The organism is Flavivirga sp. 57AJ16, from assembly GCF_028736925.1.
Classification (GTDB): domain Bacteria; phylum Bacteroidota; class Bacteroidia; order Flavobacteriales; family Flavobacteriaceae; genus Flavivirga.
This window is the reverse complement of record NZ_JAQZAT010000005.1, coordinates 127,815-145,524: the sequence shown is the minus strand read 5'-3', so window position 1 is coordinate 145,524 and position 17,710 is coordinate 127,815. Positions and strand designations below refer to the sequence as shown.

Annotated in this window: 16 protein-coding genes; 5 read left to right on the top strand and 11 right to left on the bottom strand. The window is 32.4% G+C overall.

Going from position 1 to position 17,710, the window contains the following annotated elements; translation table 11 throughout:
* Positions 1–226: 226 nt before the first annotated feature.
* From PQO00_RS06990 to PQO00_RS06955, 8 genes are all read right to left on the bottom strand, one after another.
* Positions 227–3,052, bottom strand: a complete 2,826-nt coding sequence (locus PQO00_RS06990) for a T9SS type A sorting domain-containing protein (RefSeq protein WP_274184118.1) — start codon at positions 3,050–3,052, stop codon at positions 227–229.
* A gap of 445 nt (positions 3,053–3,497) precedes the next feature.
* Positions 3,498–3,788 carry a type II toxin-antitoxin system RelE/ParE family toxin gene (locus PQO00_RS06985; RefSeq protein ID WP_274184117.1) on the bottom strand — a complete coding sequence of 97 codons (291 nt, stop codon included), beginning with the start codon at positions 3,786–3,788 and terminating at the stop codon, positions 3,498–3,500.
* On the bottom strand, positions 3,775–4,032 hold the full coding sequence (locus PQO00_RS06980; RefSeq protein WP_274184116.1) for a type II toxin-antitoxin system ParD family antitoxin: 258 nt from the start codon (positions 4,030–4,032) through the stop codon (positions 3,775–3,777). Before PQO00_RS06980 ends, PQO00_RS06985 begins: the two co-directional genes overlap by 14 nt.
* A 474-nt stretch (positions 4,033–4,506) precedes the next feature.
* Positions 4,507–6,165 carry a hypothetical protein gene (locus PQO00_RS06975; RefSeq protein ID WP_274184115.1) on the bottom strand — a complete coding sequence of 553 codons (1,659 nt, stop codon included), beginning with the start codon at positions 6,163–6,165 and terminating at the stop codon, positions 4,507–4,509.
* Positions 6,146–6,283 (bottom strand): hypothetical protein, encoded by a 138-nt coding sequence (locus tag PQO00_RS06970; RefSeq protein WP_274184114.1) that lies wholly within the window; start codon positions 6,281–6,283, stop codon positions 6,146–6,148. The genes PQO00_RS06975 and PQO00_RS06970 overlap by 20 nt, the downstream gene beginning before the upstream one ends.
* Before the next feature lie 44 nt (positions 6,284–6,327).
* Entirely contained in the window at positions 6,328–6,552 is a 225-nt protein-coding gene (locus PQO00_RS06965; protein ID WP_274184113.1) for a hypothetical protein, read from the bottom strand.
* Positions 6,553–6,558: 6 nt separating this feature from the next.
* Positions 6,559–7,281, bottom strand: a complete 723-nt coding sequence (locus PQO00_RS06960) for a hypothetical protein (protein WP_274184112.1) — start codon at positions 7,279–7,281, stop codon at positions 6,559–6,561.
* Between the two features lie 2 nt (positions 7,282–7,283).
* Positions 7,284–8,699 carry a hypothetical protein gene (locus PQO00_RS06955; protein WP_274184111.1) on the bottom strand — a complete coding sequence of 472 codons (1,416 nt, stop codon included), beginning with the start codon at positions 8,697–8,699 and terminating at the stop codon, positions 7,284–7,286.
* A gap of 780 nt (positions 8,700–9,479) precedes the next feature.
* Between PQO00_RS06955 and PQO00_RS06950 the strand changes: the two genes are divergently transcribed.
* Complete coding sequence (locus PQO00_RS06950; protein WP_274184110.1) at positions 9,480–10,223, top strand: slipin family protein; 744 nt, start codon at positions 9,480–9,482, stop codon at positions 10,221–10,223.
* 787 nt (positions 10,224–11,010) lie between these two features.
* Here the strand turns inward: PQO00_RS06950 and PQO00_RS06945 are convergent.
* Entirely contained in the window at positions 11,011–11,541 is a 531-nt protein-coding gene (locus PQO00_RS06945) for a DUF4251 domain-containing protein (protein ID WP_274184109.1), read from the bottom strand.
* Positions 11,542–11,727: 186 nt separating this feature from the next.
* Positions 11,728–12,360: a hypothetical protein gene (locus PQO00_RS06940; protein ID WP_274184108.1), complete on the bottom strand. Its 633-nt coding sequence runs from the start codon at positions 12,358–12,360 to the stop codon at positions 11,728–11,730.
* A gap of 322 nt (positions 12,361–12,682) precedes the next feature.
* Between PQO00_RS06940 and PQO00_RS06935 the strand changes: the two genes are divergently transcribed.
* A complete protein-coding gene (locus PQO00_RS06935) occupies positions 12,683–13,606 on the top strand; it encodes a M23 family metallopeptidase (RefSeq protein WP_274184107.1) in 924 nt (307 codons plus the stop codon).
* Positions 13,607–13,634: 28 nt separating this feature from the next.
* Here PQO00_RS06935 and PQO00_RS06930 read toward each other — a convergent pair whose 3' ends face one another.
* Complete coding sequence (locus PQO00_RS06930; RefSeq protein WP_274184106.1) at positions 13,635–14,684, bottom strand: glycosyltransferase family 9 protein; 1,050 nt, start codon at positions 14,682–14,684, stop codon at positions 13,635–13,637.
* 841 nt (positions 14,685–15,525) lie between these two features.
* Between PQO00_RS06930 and PQO00_RS06925 the strand changes: the two genes are divergently transcribed.
* From PQO00_RS06925 to PQO00_RS06915, 3 genes are read left to right on the top strand one after another with little or no spacing between them, the layout of a single operon-like run.
* The gene (locus PQO00_RS06925; RefSeq protein WP_274184105.1) at positions 15,526–16,065 is read left to right on the top strand and encodes an RNA polymerase sigma factor; all 540 of its coding nucleotides are present in this window, start codon (positions 15,526–15,528) and stop codon (positions 16,063–16,065) included.
* Positions 16,066–16,617, top strand: coding sequence for a hypothetical protein (locus PQO00_RS06920; RefSeq protein WP_274184104.1), 552 nt, complete (start codon positions 16,066–16,068; stop codon positions 16,615–16,617).
* Positions 16,598–17,683, top strand: coding sequence for a hypothetical protein (locus tag PQO00_RS06915; protein WP_274184103.1), 1,086 nt, complete (start codon positions 16,598–16,600; stop codon positions 17,681–17,683). The genes PQO00_RS06920 and PQO00_RS06915 overlap by 20 nt, the downstream gene beginning before the upstream one ends.
* The last annotated feature ends 27 nt before the right edge of the window (positions 17,684–17,710 follow it).

Here is a 17,710-nt window from a genome sequence, read left to right as displayed (position 1 = left end):
TATGTAAAATTGCCACACGCCAATGCACTCGTCCCGATTTTGCATCGGGATATCCATCGCTTGCCAACACCAAAAAAAAGCCAGTTTTTAGATGTTATTGAAATTCTAGCGTAATTGAATACTACTCTTGGTTGTTTTTCTATGATTAAAACCAAAGCGATAAACAAGTTATCGTTTAGCTCTCCTAATTCTTGCTTTAAAATGTAATAACGAACTTAAAATAGAATTAATTTTTTATTATTCTTTTTGAAATAATTCCTTTTTCTGTTTCAATGTTTAAAAGATACATACCACTTTCAATATTACCAATATTTAATTCGTTATTTGAATTAGCAATTTCTTCATTTAGAATTTGCTGTCCTAATAAATTATAAATGGTAACTTTTGCTTTTGTTTCATTTAAAGGGAATTTAATAGTTACTATATCTTCAACAGGATTTGGAAATATCATAAATTTGTCATTATTTATAATATTTTCTTCGGTACTTAATGATATTGAGCTAACAATAGTAATTGGAACTATAGCAGATTTCCCTAAATAGTTTACAGTTAGAATGTCCTCTCCTTCGTTTAAGCCTGTTACTAGACCTGTTTCAGATATCTCCGCATTATTTTGAGTAAATGTATAAGATAAATCGTCAATATTAGTAATGTTTCTTATTTCTCCATCGTCATAATGTCCTAAAATAGTAATTGTAGATTTACTTCCTTCTGGCACATAGATTAAAGATTGGTCTATTTCAATACTTTCTAAAATAGCATCAGTTGTAACTATTATGTAAGTAGAGTCAAAATCTTCATAGCCATTATTACTAAACCCCGCACTAACAATTTCTAATTTACCTAATGCATCATTAGGTATTGTAAAATCAAAGTTTGCCGATGTAGAATTTTCCGTTATATGATTTTGTATAGGAACTACTATATTCCCCATTGTTGATACAATATTTTCTATACCTGAACTTCCGTTCGCTTGAATTGAAATAATTTCACCTGCATTAATTTCCGTTCCAGCAATTGGACTAATTATATTTATGGTTTCATCTACTATTACTTTAGATGTTTGCTTTTTACCAGCATTATAATTACTTACAAGAGTCAGTGGATTATAGCCTTTTGAAGAAAAATAATCAGAATTATTTGAATTTTGATTTAGTAAATCAATTATCCAGTTTTGGATATTTACATTACTTGCTGTACCCATGTGACTCTGATTCTGGAAAAGCCTTGTATTTTCAGCTCCACCTATTTGACTGCTTTGAGGAACAACTAAGTCGTGGTTGGGCGTATTGAAAATATCATTTTCTAAAAAATTGTCAAATACATCAATTGATTTATATTTTAACCAAAAAAATATTGATTCATCTATATTTCCGACCTCTCCCGCCACAGTCTGATTAGAGTAAATCGAATGAATACCTATTGATTCGTACATAACTGAAAATTGCTCTATACTATGATTATTTAAATTTTTAATAAAATTTCCATCAACTCGTAAATCATCTATTACACCTCTCTCAGTATAAAATCTATGCTCCGCCATAAGTCCTCTTAAATAAATTGCAAAAGCTTCATTACTTAATAGATAATTTGCCAATTGAGAGCCCGAATGAGGAGTATTTAATGTAATTAATTTATTGATATCATTTTCATATGCATTGTCTTGTATGTATTGTCTTGTCAATAATCCCCCATTGCTATGAGCTAAAACATCAATTTTGCTTAGTGAAATATTATTTTCTAATGCGATTCTTTTTAAATTGTCAATTCCGTTAGACTTAAAATCAAATTTATTATCCTTGTTATGTCTATCACCAGCATATTCAGCATATTGTAGTTGACTTTGTAAATACATTTCCTCTTCCAGAAGCCTTTTCATCATACCACCAAATGCCTTGTTTCCATCCGACCAAATCCCATGAACCATTAAAACAGATGGTCTAACAATTTTCAATTGAAACTCATCAAATACTTCATTAGTATTAGAATTGATAATTTCAATTGAAACTACTTTATTTTGTTGGTTTACTTCTGGAAAGTATTTGGGATGATTGTAAGTAACATTAAGACTATCATTTACAAACACACCTACTTCAAAACTTCCGTATAAATCTGGATTATTATTTTGGTCTTCCTTTACCTTAAAGCTAATATTTTCAATTTCTGATGAGGAATATTTAAATAAAGTAGCTGATGAGCCATCAGCCGCTATAGATAAATTAGTTAGCCCTAGTTTACTTTCTTTTAATTGTGAATCAACATTATAAACTGAAATATCAATATCACAAGAGCTTTCACTAAAACTAGTATGAGAATCTATACCTATACTCCAACGAGCGTCCATCCAAACTTTATCATCCACTTTTATACAATCCAAATCAGGATTTTGCGAGGCAAAAAACGAAACCAAATTAATATTATTACCATTAGCGGCATTTAAGCTAGTTAAGTTATTGTTTTGACAATACAATTCAGTTAAGAAGCTTAAATTACTCAAATCTAAACTAGTTAAACTGTTATAGTTACAAGCTAAATTTTCTAATGATGTTAAATTCCTTACATCTAGACTAGTTAAGTTGTTACCCAAACACCATAATCTAGTCAGTGAAGTTAAATCATTTACGTCTAAATTAGTTAAGTTATTATTTTTGCAGTGCAAAAATGCTAAAGAATCTAAACCACTTACATTTAAACTGGTTAATTGACTGTTATCACAATCTAAATACTCTAATGATGTTAACATACTTACATCTAAGTTTGTGAAATTATTTCCACTACACCTTAACCATGTTAATGATGTAAAATCTTGAATACCAGTTATATCATTAATTGTCGAACCTATACCTAATCCTGAACCCGCAATATTCAAAGTAGTTATACCGCTAATATTTGAAGTTAGTACATAATTATCTGCTACATCATCATACCCTAAATTTATTAGTTTATTTTCAAATTTATCATCTGGGATATATGTTAATTGCGCATTTAATTTTAGTAATGAAAATAAAGCTAATAAAACGAATAGAAATCTAGTAATATATTTGTGTTTCATAACAATACAGGAATTAATAATAACGCATAATAAACCTTAACAAAATTAAAAAGATGATTTTAGGAGAAAACTAAAATAGTATGATTATTATTAGTTAAAAAATACAGGAGATATACTACTTTTATTTTAGACAAAATACATAGTTAGGAATTAAGGTAAAGACTATAAAACCACTCCATACACATTTCACTAACCTCCTACGTCGTTTCGTAAAAAAGCGTATTCCATTAACATAGTAGAGAAAGTTTTTAGAAGAAAAAAATAAGAAAATGTAGTTGTTTAAACTTCGCTTTTACCAAAGCAAAGTTATCCCGAATCAAGTTCGGGACAGGCTATAACACATAACATTGTAGGACATTTTAATATTCCATAATTAACCATTATGTGAAATTGCTTTATAAACTTATAAATCTGGAATTTTATTGTGATAAATTCTTTAGAAAAGTTACAAATTATTTTCATAATCCATACTTTGATGTAATACACGAACAATTAAAACATCAATATCTGTGGCTAAATAAAAAATGGTGTGAGATTTATATGAAAATCTTTTTAATGATAAAACAAATTCCGATGCATCACGTCCAAGACTTGCATTATCAACTAATATTTGAAACAGGGTATGCATTCCTGATAAGTATGCCTGAGCTTGTTGTAATCCAAACATTTCGATTCCATACTCGTACATTTTGGTAAGATCGATTTCAGCTTTTCCCGATACTTTATAAACGCCCATCAGCTCGCATGCGTTCTTCGACTTCCTTCATAATATCTGGAACAGACTTATCACTAATACCACTTTCCATTCCTTCAGTTATAGCTGTTTTTAATGCTGAAAATTTAGCGTTTTTTGCTTGATCACGTCTCACTAAATCACGAAGATATTCACTGTCATTTGTGAATTCTCCTATTGTAATCCGTGACTTTATCCATTTATCTTGTTTTTCTGTAAATGTTATTGTTTTTCTAATTGTAGACATTTTCATCTGTTTTAATAATCATACTATTGATGCAATATAGTGTATTTGATTAAAGAATACAAAATTAACCCCACTCCATACACATTTTGCCTCCACTCTTCTCCCTTTCAGCGAAACATTTTAGAAGAAAAAAATCAGGCTATAACGCAGAACATTATAGTACACTTTTAATATTGTATGATCCAATGGATAATTCAATATTAAAACAACATTTAGCAATAAGTGTGATGCTTATTACTGTGTAAGCTATAATTCCATATTATGGAAAATATCCCAGAAGCATTCATTTCCATTAGAAAAATTGGAACTTGAGTCATTAAACAAACGGTTTGCTTCGCAGAGTTTATAAAACATTTGTATCTATAATTTGCCGGTATGTAATGCACCGTTTTTCCTGTTACGTTACTAGGTGTGATGGTGTTGCTTTTTTTTTCTTTTTTGGGCTAATATTTAATCCTATAAAATTCTTCTTATTTAGGGAATAAATTCATCCACAATACTTTTTTCTTCTCTATTAAAGCACATATATCCAATAGTGAGCTTGGTTTTCTTTTTTAACTGAGTTAGATATAATTTTAAACTTGGTAATATTGGATGGTAAGAAACTACCACCAATTGATTAGCTCTTTCATTTTTCGGCCAATACATATATTCCAATAACTGACCAATAGCAATACGAATACAAGTAATAAGTTTAGGGTAGCTTTTTACTTCATAAAAAGTCTTGTGACCGGTTCTGTTGTCCAATTTTACTACATCTATTCGCGTTTGGTAACTCGTAGTAGCTTCTGCCCAGACCTTACAATTAGGGTATCTCTTCTTTAAATCAAGAACAAGTCCATTTTGAATATCACTGTGTATGTCTTCATATTCTCTACTACCATTGGTAAATGTTCTTTTAATCTTGCCCTTGCTTCGTCCTTTTCTTCCCTTTCCTGGGCCACTAATTTCATCACTTTCAGTAGGTGGGTTATCTTCTTCTAATTCGATCTCTCCTTTTTTGTCAAAAAGGTTATATCTATCTATTTTAACCAATTGTTGATTCGGATTAAACTCAATCAGTTCTTCTCCAAATGGTTCATAATCTTCCTTCTTGAAACGAACATTAAACAATACCTCTTTTTGAATGCCATAGGTAAAGTTCTCATAATCGGCATTGACCTTCTTTAGCTCATTGGTCATCTCATCAATCCAACCTTTAATCTTATAATGTCTTATTGCTGAATTATTTTCAATTTCATCAATCACTTCAGCATTGCGAATGACACCAACCCAATACCTTGTTTTGCTATCGTAATCGCGCGTATATAAAAACAAATTGAATTTTCTACCAGTATAGGTTTTGTATTCAGAAAACTTGTGAATTGGTTCTAAAAAAGCGTAATGGTATCCGTTAAATTCTCTGTCAAAATCTAACAACCATTCTTCATGACCAAAAAGGTGTTTCTTTTCATGGGGTTCTTTTCCCTGTATGCTCGTTTTACTTTTACCTTCTTCTCCACTTGGAATTCGCCAACCGTTGGTATTCCAACAAATACGAGCAATTTTATCTTCTATTAAATTTTCGGGACTGTTAACTTCATTTATACATGCATAATATTGATCAAGATACTTATCGATATATTCTCGTGTCTTTGCGTAAAGTTTGGGCCAATCATATCGGCTAAAATCCTTAACCGGGATAAGAAGGTCTTTTACTTGGTTGTCAGCTTTATATTTTTCTAAAGCTGAGTATTGCTTAAAACTCAATTTACGGAAGTTCCCATCTAGTTTGATGATCAGACCTCCATCATTTGTCTCATCACCAACATGCACGCCTACCGTAAAAAATATGTTTGAATTACGTTTGGCAGGATCAAACATACGTGCCCAGGTATATCGTCTGTAACGATTTTTTCCCGGATTGTTTCTACCTGCCTGTATGTTCCAACGCCTCTGGAAATAGACCTCCAAATTTTGGTATTGAGTATTATTTGCCCAATAAGCTGTCTTATCCCAAGTTTCTTTTATTCGATCACTAATCGGTTCTTGAGGTATGCTATTGGTTTCAAATACATCCTCTCGATGTTTTCGATAATGGTCAATTTCAGATTTAGTAAAAAAGTGCATTATATTAATTGTGTTCTGCTGCATATTTCAAAATATTTTTTTCAATATCCGCCAATTTGTCGTTTACCTCTTTTAAATCAATTTGAATTTCATCTTCGGCAGTGCTTACATCGCTTTTGGCTTCCTTCATAATATCTGTCACAGGTTAATTCCCAATGGTATAAACAAGCCTGCTTAAAAAAACCATCACCCCCTCTTCACACACCAACACTTTATACTGCCATCGGCTCTTTTTTTACATTTTAATTTTTTTCCTTCAGCGGCACAATCCTCTTCGGTCAATTCCCGTGTTGAAGAAATATCTATTCCTGTAACTTCAATATCATTCATGCCATGTTCCTTAAGCAGTTTCTCTACTTCTTTAAACAGATCGGTTGGTAGGCTTCTTAGTTGCGTTTTAAAATTATTCATGACTTATTATTTTTGAGCATAAATGGTTAATGTATCAGACTTTATTTCATTATTAATATCCGTGGCTGTGCTAATAATGAATAGCTCGCCCTCATAATCATCATTTCCCAGGGTGTATTTATTTACAATTTTCCCTTCAGAGTTGGTTTTGTTTTTATAGTTATTAAAGAGTCCCCTTGGTTGCCATAAGGTATCCTTGACTATAGTTTCTGCTATAGAATTAAGACTGACTATGCCCTTATTTCTTAATAATTCGGTCGTTATATCTATTTCCTTGAACGAATTAGAGGAGATCGTTAAAGAGCTCGTTGTTATATTAATGGCATTAAAATAGGCTTTTGAGAAATTTATGAGTACTTCTTTTGTAATAAGAACCTCATTAACAGAGATGGTCGCTTTTACTTTCAATGGTTCTTGTTTGTTATGGTTTACAAAAATACTGGCGCTCTTTTTCTGTACCCCATGTTCTTGAGAGAGTTCAATAGCTTGGCTATAGGTCTCATTGGTATCTTTAAAAACCACAAAGTCAACCATACCATCTGCCTCGGTAGTAAAATCTATGGGGAAATCCGCTATGACTTCTACCGTTTCAATCCCATCTGATGCTGCGTTGTCATTTTCAACAGATAGTGTTAAAATAGTATCTAAATTTTCAGGGCTGAATTCGTTATCATTATGACATGCACATATTATAATGATCACTATTAATAAGTATTTTATTTTTAACATGACTATATTTTTATTTTAGGAAAAATTGTTTGTAACCACCTCTTTATATCCAAATCAATAGACAGTCCTACATAAGGATGCACCGTTATTGATTTACTGCCATTTATAGCGTCTATCTTTTTATAAAATAAACCCCCAAAATTAACTCTGGTTCCTTGTGTAAGCACTTTATAGCTACCTCCCAATAGGAGCGAATAGTTGCCAAAAAAATTATCTCTTACATGATCCTTTTGAATGGAGCCTATGGTAACCCCTGTATGTATTGACAAACGTTGCATGGCGCTTAATTTAGAAATCTGTAAAGGCACATTTTTATTTGAAGGCGATAAGGAAATATTGACACCTAAAAACAGATTCCCTCCTTTGGGTGCATTCTCTTGGTCTGTGATATAGGTTACGTATCCAAAATCCGGTACTAACGACAATTTATAAGCTGTTTCAAATGAAATAGGATATGTGGAAGGCAAAGGTTTTTTGTCTTCTAATAAAATGGCCTTAAAATTGCCGAGATGATTTGGAATCAAATCTTCATCCGTATAACTAGCTTCTTGTTCCTTTATTTTGTCATTTATAAAATCTATTAACGCCTTTCCGTTTAAAGGCTTATTTTTAAATCTATCCAATAAATAAGTTTCATAGAATTCATAAATGTTTATAAAATCGACAGCATCTATCAAATTTGAAGAAAATGTGGTTTCATCGAATGTGCCCTTTTTAATTAATTTGCTAAAGTGAATGACATCCTCCTTTTCCAATCTAGCACTAATATCCGCAAAATTCAATATTTTAAATTCTCTTAATAAAATTCGTTTCAATTCAGTAAAAAGCTCATTTTTTTCATTTTCTAAAGCTTTTTTCTTTTTTTCTATTTCTTTTTCATCCTTAATGTCCTCCTCTGCAATAATATCATGTAATGTCCTATCAAAAACGGTTAGATCCAAACCGTCAATGGCTTTTTGATAAGAAACCAACTCTGCATGAACAGGATCGTATGTTAGAGGAAAGCGATCCCTTTTCGCGCTTATTCTTTCAATCAACTTCATCCACTGTTTTTTTTCAGTGTACCAGTTGTCATTTTTTTCGTCATGCATCATTAAATAAGCAGCAAATATGCTTTCGCTACTTAAATAGGTGACTTTTATTCTATAAAAGCGATTTGGTTTTAGAGGAGGTATGCTAACAATATGGGTTTTATTATCGCCTTCTTTTTTATCCCAATGAATTTTAACATCATTTATATCGAACCAATCATTTTCATATTTTTCTTCATTATGGTCATTAAAATAATCCCTGGATAATTTTCTGGGCAGTTCCTGCAAAACAATATCCATAATATGGTTGTATCTATCCGGTAAGTCAATTTCCTTAGTGATGGGAATACCAAAGTTTGCTTCTATAACTGTATTTTGCGAAAACATGACGTTTATTTGTAGAAAAAAAACGACCCCTAAAAGGACATACTTATTAAAACAATTTTGTGTGAGTAAAAAATTCTTATGCTTCTTTTTTGAATCTATCATGGTATGATTATTAAAATAACTTTTGTATATAAATTTGGTGAGTAAAACTAGATAATAATGTGCACTAATAAAACCCCTAATAATGGGTATTTTACTAGTATGTACACTATTGACGATTATCAAATGAGAGAGAAAGCACTAATGATACCGATTGAATTTCAAAATGAGTTTGTTTGAAATATAAGCGAAAAAGAAACGAATTAGATGTGTCATTTCAATAATTTAAATTTGGTATTATAATGTCATGCGATAAATGTACGAAATTATTTCATAATATGTGCTGCCCGCTTATTGTCTCACTTCGATTAAACAACTTGATTTTTACACATAAAAAGAACCCTTTAATGTAAGATATTCAAAATACTAATAGCTGTATTATTTTTTAATGTTTTATATTTTTTGTATCTTAAAGTGCTACTGAAGTGGTTTAAACTTTTTTGATTGAAGCGAAAAATAGTGATTTTATTCCCAAATGAATGCTTTTTTGCACTGCATAGCATCGCTACGGAGTAATAAAAAGATAAAATATGGGGATAAAAGGACATTTTGCAGCCAATTATAAAAAGTTTAAACCACTTCACTATATAAACACTTAACTTAAATAAGTGCTTCATTGATTTTTGGTCTTTTATCAAGACTTTATACAGGTTGAACTTTATCACTAAAAACGTTATAATCATGAATCCAATACAAATACTAAGCATCTTACTCATTATTTTCCTTTTAGCAGGAATACGCATCGTGTACGAATATAAACGCGCCCCGAAATTCAGGTTTGGTAAATATATTAAGACCTTACAGCCTGGTTTTAGGTGGATTATCCCTATTGTTGATACCATTCAAATAGTAGACATTCGAGTTATTACCATTAATATTGTTTCTCAAGAGGTTATGACCGAAGATAATGTTCCCTGTAGTATTGACGGTGTTTTATTCTTTAAAATCAATGATCCAGAGCGTGCCGTATTAGAAGTTGAAGAATATAAATTTGCCATTACCCAACTGGCGCAAGCTGCTTTGCGTGACGTATGCGGTAAAGTAGAGCTAGATACTATTTTATCAAAACGGGAAGAAATGGGAAAAAACATAAAAAGCATTGTGGAAATAGAGACCAAAGAATGGGGCATTGCTATTAACGATGTAAAGATCAAAGACATTCAATTGCCCGAAAACATGAGACGTATGATGGCCAACCAGGCAGAAGCAGAGCGTTCCAGACGTGCCCGTATTATATTGGCTTTGGCCGAAGAGCAAGCAGCCGGGAAATTACTTGAAGCTGGGAAATTGATAGATCAATCACCGTCGGCCATTAAATTGAGGCTCTATCAAACTTTATCGAATATTGCAGCAGAGAAGAACTCTACCATTCTTTTCCCTTTCCCTGAGGAAGTATTATCAAGAAAACCAAAGGAAACGGACTAGCTTTTAGTCGTGAAACGTCGTTTTGAAAAATGGCAAAGTCATGCCTCCCCCCTTCCCCCTTTCTAGGTAAACTACTGTGTGTACACAAATAATGCACCATAAAAAGATTGGACACGAATGGCACAAATTCACACGAATCCAATTCTTTATGGACCAGGAACAAAAGTTGTGTTTGGATTTAAAAGAACAAGAGAAAAGCCCTGGTGTTTGTAGGCATGGGAGGAAGAACAAAAATTGTGTAGTTTATATTTTTCATAAAAAAGCACAATGAGTCTACATAATAGCTTTTAAGGGTATTTTATTATTTACTTTTCTTTGCCCGTCCAAAGAAAAGTAACAAAAGAAAGGACGCCCCGTCGTAGGAATTTCTTCTTTTGCTTAGCGCAAGAAGAACCAAGACCAAAACATCACGTCGCCCCTTACTAGATCCATGCTATAGCTCCTGGTTTTCGATGTTTTGTTCTTTATTCTGACCACGGGGCTCGGGCTTGCCTCATGGTCTGCTCTTAGCGACTATTTCGCAGTCTTGTCATAGCGAGAGCAATTAAGGCATGATACCCAGTTTTTCCTTAAACACAACTTTTGCTCATGATCCTTCTTTATGGTATAGATTGGACCCTGCATGAACAAGAATCCCTAGACTATATAGGCTTGAAATCTGTCAATAGTCTGAATAATTAGTAAAAATTTGTGCCATTCGTGTCTTTTTTATAGATGTGTACTCACGGTAGTCTAGGTAAATAGTTGGCTTGTTCTGGGGAGGGTGTGTTTCAAGACATTCTTTATTTTACTCTATGGACTCTAAATGACCAGAATAACGAATTGAAAGCCGAGAATTTCCGTTCAATGTCATTTGTGTTCTTAAATTTGGGTAAAGCTTGATAAATACCTGAAAGTTTTCTGAATTGCTTTTTGCTTGAAATGAGATGCTATAGCTATCCTCATTATAAACCGCTTTATAGTCTTTCAAAACACCATTAAATTCTATGGCATTGTCACCGCCATTATAAGCAACTTGCATTTGTCTTTCGCCAAAATATGGCAAAAAAGAGGTCACACTGTCTTTAGATATGGTTAAGAAATTATGGTTCCCAATCAAAGAGATGGCACCCGATGTACTGCCGGGTTGCATCAATCCAGAGTTAAGAACCTGTTGCACGGCACTTGTTGTTTGTGGATAAGCCCAATCTGACTCAATCCGAAATGTTTGCTTTTTTACAATAGTATGCAAGGCATCGATCTCAGCTTGAGTGGCTGCAGATTTTGACTTACATGAAAAAATCACCGCGATACCAATAAAAAAATAAAGAAGCTTCATCTTAATAAGCTATTAAACAGTTCCTAAATTACAAAAATATTATGATATGGCTACATAAGTTTAAAATAATAAAATCTCAAAAAAAACACCAAAAAAAGCCACCCTAAATTAGGATGGCTCTCATAGCATTGTCTGTATCCCGACACAAAGTGTCAAGGAATTCTTTTCGAGTAAAAATAAAGTGCCTTACTTAGCATATGAATCAATTTCTTTACCTAAAACAATATCTCTTTTAGCAACATAAAGGCCTTCTTTTTTATCTAGTTTAAGAATTCTATCGCTACCGTCTGTTTGCTTTATTTTTGAACGACAAGATTCCGTTAATAATGGATCGTCATCAAACAGGTATGTTTCTATCTTATATTCGGGCTTTCCTGGTTCTTTAACTATGGGAAGAATCTGTTTAAATTCATTACCATAAATATATTTACCAGGAATAAAGGTATAAAATGTATAATGCCCATCGGCATCCGTTCTTATCCAACCTCTATGACGCACATAACGTTTTTTGTTAGCTCTTTTTAATTCGAAATTTCCGTTCTCATCTGCCTGATGAATAAAAAGAAGCACGTTCTTTGCAGGTGTTACACCATCATTTTCGTAAATAGTGCCTGTGATTTTTAGCTTATTCTTTTTTGATTCAAAATCAGGTATGGTATCCGTATTATTTAAGTGCTTTTCCGAATAATCATAAATCGGACTACGTTTCTTATAGTTTTCAGGTTTTTCTTCTAAAACGCTCGCAGATTCTTGCGAGGTGATCGTGTGGCAAGGGTATATAAAACATACCAAGTAAAAAAGGGCTATTAGATTTTTCATAAGACTAAAACTTAATAATTTGGATTAAAATTAAGTTATTTTATCCGTAAAAAATTAAAAATCATGTGAACTCTTAAATTACACGATGAAATGATTTTGTTGGCAAAATTCATCGATAAAAGGACTCTTTTTTTTTCAAATGACAGCTTTGTTTTGAAAGCAAAGGATTACAATTATTTTAGGGATTGAGAGAATAATAAGCAAGTGATACTATTTTTGCTCAAGTCCCATGACCTGAAACTCTAACAATACATTAACATGGTTTTCTTTTATTTTTATCTAAATTCGCCGATCAATTTTATTTATATTGCAAAGTTTTAGCATGAAATTCTTAAGCGCTCTCACTTTTTTAACGCTGTCGGTTTTTTGTTTCGGACAGGATGGTCCGTCCACAATCGAATTAGCTGATTTCTCAGATTTTCCATTTATCAAAACAAACATTAAAGTCGATAATTCCAAAAATATTAGTCGTTTAAATGAAGCACTCTTAGATCTAAAAAAAGAACACTGGGATACAACTGTTTATAATCCTTATAGACATGTAAAGGTTCATTTTCCTGTAGAAATTAAGTTTGATGATAGTACGTACACCCCGCCTATTAGTTTTAAAAAAGTAGTAACGTCTCGTTATGGATGGCGAAGAGGAAGGGCCCATAGAGGCATTGATATCGATCTTGTTACTGGCGATAGCATTGTAGCCATGTTTGATGGTATTGTTCGTTTAGCTAATTACAACGCAGGACATGGCAGAACAGTTATAGTAAGGCATCATAATGGACTGGAAACTGTTTATGCCCATTTATCGAAGTATGCGGTTAAATCCAACGAGATCGTAAAACAAGGGCAGCTTCTTGGTTATGGCGGTACTTCTGGTAATGCCCGGGGCAGTCATCTGCACTTAACTATTAACTATAAAGGCGTGTCCATAAACCCTGAATATTTGTTTGATTTTAGCGAACAGAATATAATACGGTCTAAAAGTATTTGGGTAACGGATAATTGGACACGGCCTGGGCTTCACAATTCTAAAAGACAAACAAAAATAACTGTTTTGCATACTAAAGAGGAAGCTATTGCAAGCTTAAAAAAACGCAAAAAAGTATATATAGTTAGGCCTGGTGATACGCTATCTGGGATTTCGTCCAAAAACAATGTCTCTGTTGCTTCTATATGCAAGTCCAACTATATTAAAAAAACAACGCCCATAAAAATTGGTCAAAAATTGGTTCTTGAGTATGTGTTTTGAAGTGGGAAATACTTAACCCCATACCCTTTTACCTATTGAGTATACGATCTATCTCTGTAAACCAATCATCAATCGTGGTTTCATTAGTGTTTAAGGCAATGCTCCCATTACCATAAGGCGCATATATGTTTTGGTCCGTTACCGAAAAGAAACCAATCGTTGGCGTTAAAGAGGCGCTTGCTAAATGCATAACACCATTATCGGCAGCAATAAAAACCGCCGTATTTTTAATAATGGCTCCCATTTCCCGAATGTCCTTACTATAAAAATTAGGGGCTTTAAATGAGATTTTTGAAATATTCTCAATAGGGAGCATCTCTATAATATTATAATGAGGATAGTCCTTTTTTAAACGCGCATAGAAAGTTTCCCACCAATCTTCAGAATAACATTTTGATCCAGTGGCATTGGTATAAATACAAATAGTATTTTTATCATTTTCAACAATTGTATCCAATATTTTTTTTCCGTTTGCTACTTCGGCGTCATTCAGCTTTATATTTAAGACCGGGAGGTCATGATTATTTTTAGGGAATCCTAACTTTTCTAAAAAATGCCTTAAATTATAAATGGGGTATTTAGAAATATGTTCGTAATCCTTATAAGTGTCCTGAATTTCTTCATCAACATCACCAAAAATTTTATATGTGGCTTTAGCAAATAGTGTTGATAATCTACCGGATGATGAATTTTTATCGCCATTAATGACTAGATCATATCGCTTCTTTTTCAGTTTTAACCAGCACAACCCATAATCTAATAAATGGCTAAAAGGCCTTTTTGGCAATTGGATGATTTTATCGATTTGTTTATAATTTTCAAAAACAGGATAGGCAACCCCACCCTTAACAAACAGGTCAATTTTACAATCGGGAAACATATCAATAATTTCTTGTATTAGTGGGGTTAGTAATAATTGGTTCCCTAATCTGTGATTGGGCCTGGAAACAAGTACGTTTTTTATCTCAACTTTATCATTTGGGTTAACTTTAGGAATGGAATAAGAGTTTCCTATATTTTTAGTTAGCCCTTTCATTACCTTACTCCTAAAAACATTTACACTTCTAGGTACTTTCATTAAATTGGTTAATATGGTTAATATCAGAAGCGCACAAAATACAAATAAGCTAATAGCTAGCCTAATGGTAGCCAAAATAATATTATGATTTAAAAGGGATCAACCAATAGCTTTCACAACAAACAGGCGTTATTATTATATAGTAAGGCAGTATAATTGAACCGTCTCCCTGCTTCAGCTAAACCACCGTGAGTACACAAATAAAGCACAATAAAAAGATTGGACACAAATGGCACAAATTTTCACTAATTATTCTGTCTATTGACAGGATTTCAAGCCTGTATAGTCTAGGGATTCTTATTCATGCTGTGTCCAATCTATTCCATAATGTATTGGATTCGTGTCTTTTTTATAGATGTGTACTCACGGTAGTTCAGCTAAAGCGGGGATGAATTTTTCGGCCTCAGGAAGAAAAGAAAGGATGTTTGACGAATTAAACAAGAAATTTAGGCACACATTTACATGGCCTTATAGCCATCATTTGTAGTTGGTGCCTCCCCTAACCTGCCTTTATAATGCAATGTCCTATCTATAAAGAGAAACTGAATGGCCACATACGGCAATATCCCCCCTAATATTAACAAATTCGTATGCGCCTTCTGGAGTTGATCCCCTTGGAAGTTTTGGATTTAAAGCCCTTAATTTTTTTCTCTATATTCATTATTATATCTTAGTATGAGATCGGTCTTCTACAAAAGGATCTCTTTTTCTATTTCACAAATTATTCTTCATAAAAAAAAAATTTTATATGCTAAATGCAACCCTTTGCTTATTTTGTTGTCTATAATAATAGCTAAAAAAATAAAACCATTTTTAAAGCCACTTAGAGTTAGCAAAATAATTGGATACCAGTATATTATATACTCATAAACCGCTTGTTGAAAAAAGCAAGTTAGGAGATAGAAATGCACAATACGAATTGTATGAGCTCTATGTAGATGCTATGTACAATGTAAGTATGCGCATGATGCATATAAAAGAAGATGCCGAAGATGTTGTTCAAGATAGTTTTATCGAAGCGTTTAACAATTTATCATCTTTTAGATATGAAAGTACATTTGGATCTTGGTTAAAGCGCATTGTAATTAATAAAAGCATCAATCAATTAAAAAAGAAAAAAATACCAATAGTACCCATAGAGAGTCAAATGTATCATATAAAGGAGACCCCAGAAGAGGTGCCTCCCAAGATAGATATTAAAAATATAATTAAAGGAATTAGATTGCTACCATCTGGATACCAGCAAATTATAAATTTATACTTAGTGGAAGGTTATGATCATATGGAGATTTCAGAAATATTGGGAATAACCGCCTCTACTTCCAAATCACAGTATCACAGAGCAAAGAAAAAATTAATTGAAATTGTAAGGACCTTATAAATGGATCATTTCGAAAAATATATAAAAGAAAACAAAGCCCTTTTTGATGTGTACAAAGCTGATAAAAGCAAACTTTGGGCAAATATTGAATCTGGATTAAATAACCCGAAGCCTAAAACAAAGACCGTTAAATTATGGAGCAGGCCTATATTTAAAGTGGCAGCCACTATAGTTATGGCTTTAGGCTTGTTTTCTCTGGTTAATATATTAGTAGTTGGCGAGGCAAATCAAAGCACCCAAAATAACTTAGCATGGCAAGAGCTAAACGATATTGATTCCCATTACAAAGGCTTAGTCGCTTATCAAGTAAGGCTTGTTAATAAAAATACACAATTATCATCAGAGGAGAAAAAAGAATTTTTATCCTTTATGGACGAACTGGATATTGAATATAAACTGCTAAAAGTAGAGCTACAAAAAAATGTAGATAGTGAACAGGTTTTAGAAGCCATAGTCATTAATTACAAAAAGAGAATTGAATTAATAGAGAACTTGTTAGAGCAAATTAATAGCTCTAAAAATTTGAATAATGATGATGCATATACTTTATAAAAAAATAATCCCAATCATTTTATTGTTATTAAGTTTTTCGGTGTATTCGCAAGAAGTTTTAACAAAAACCATTAAAAAAACATACGAAATGACAAATGCCGGAGAGCTGCATTTAAACAATAAGTATGGCAATATAACTATCAATGGCTGGGAAGAAAATAATATTTCCATAAAAATAGATATTAAAGTAGCCAATAAGAAAAAAGAAAATGCTAAAACCCTTCTAAACCGTATTGTTGCCAATATAAAAACGGTAGATGATTTTGTAAGTATTGTTTCAGAAATTTCAGAAAAGAATACCAGTCTTTTTTCGAGATATTTTAACAAGGTAAATCCTTTTGAATTTGATAAAAGTAATGTGGAAATAAATTATACCATTTATTTGCCTATTAATGCTGAAATTGATGTTACAAATAAGTTTGGCGATGTTATTATTGATAATTGGACAGGACGGTTAAAAGCGAATATGGAACATGGTGATTTGTGGATTAATGAAGATATTACGAATGCAAGAATCTCCATGAAGTTTGGTAAGCTTAGAAGTAAATCCATCGCCTACGGAACTATTGATTTAAAAAATGGCGATATAGATATTGAATCTTCTAATAAATTATTGCTAAAGACCAGTGGTACAAAAATTGAAATCGATCAAGTTAAAGATTTAGAACTTATTTCGAGCAAGGATGAAATAATCGTTCAAAAAGTCAAAAAAATTCAGGGGGAATTAAACTTTTCTATTGCCCAAATAGAAGCTGTCGAAGAAAAAATCAGTCTTAGTATGAAAGTAGCCGAACTACGGGTCTCTAAAATAAATCTGCCCGATGCCCTTGTTTCCATAAATCAAGAATCATCAGACATTAATATCAATATTACAGGTTTATCCTTTAAGTTTAATGCTACATTAGAACAAGGGCTATTAAGACTGCCAAAAACGTTTTATAATATTAAAAATAATATGATAGACAAAAGTAAAAGGATACGGGAAATTAATGGTGCCTATGGAAAACCTACTTCCGGTATATTCTCATTCACTGGAAAAAAGGGGGTGATCGTTTTAAAAGATTAAAACAATTGACTAAAAAAATTTAAAAAA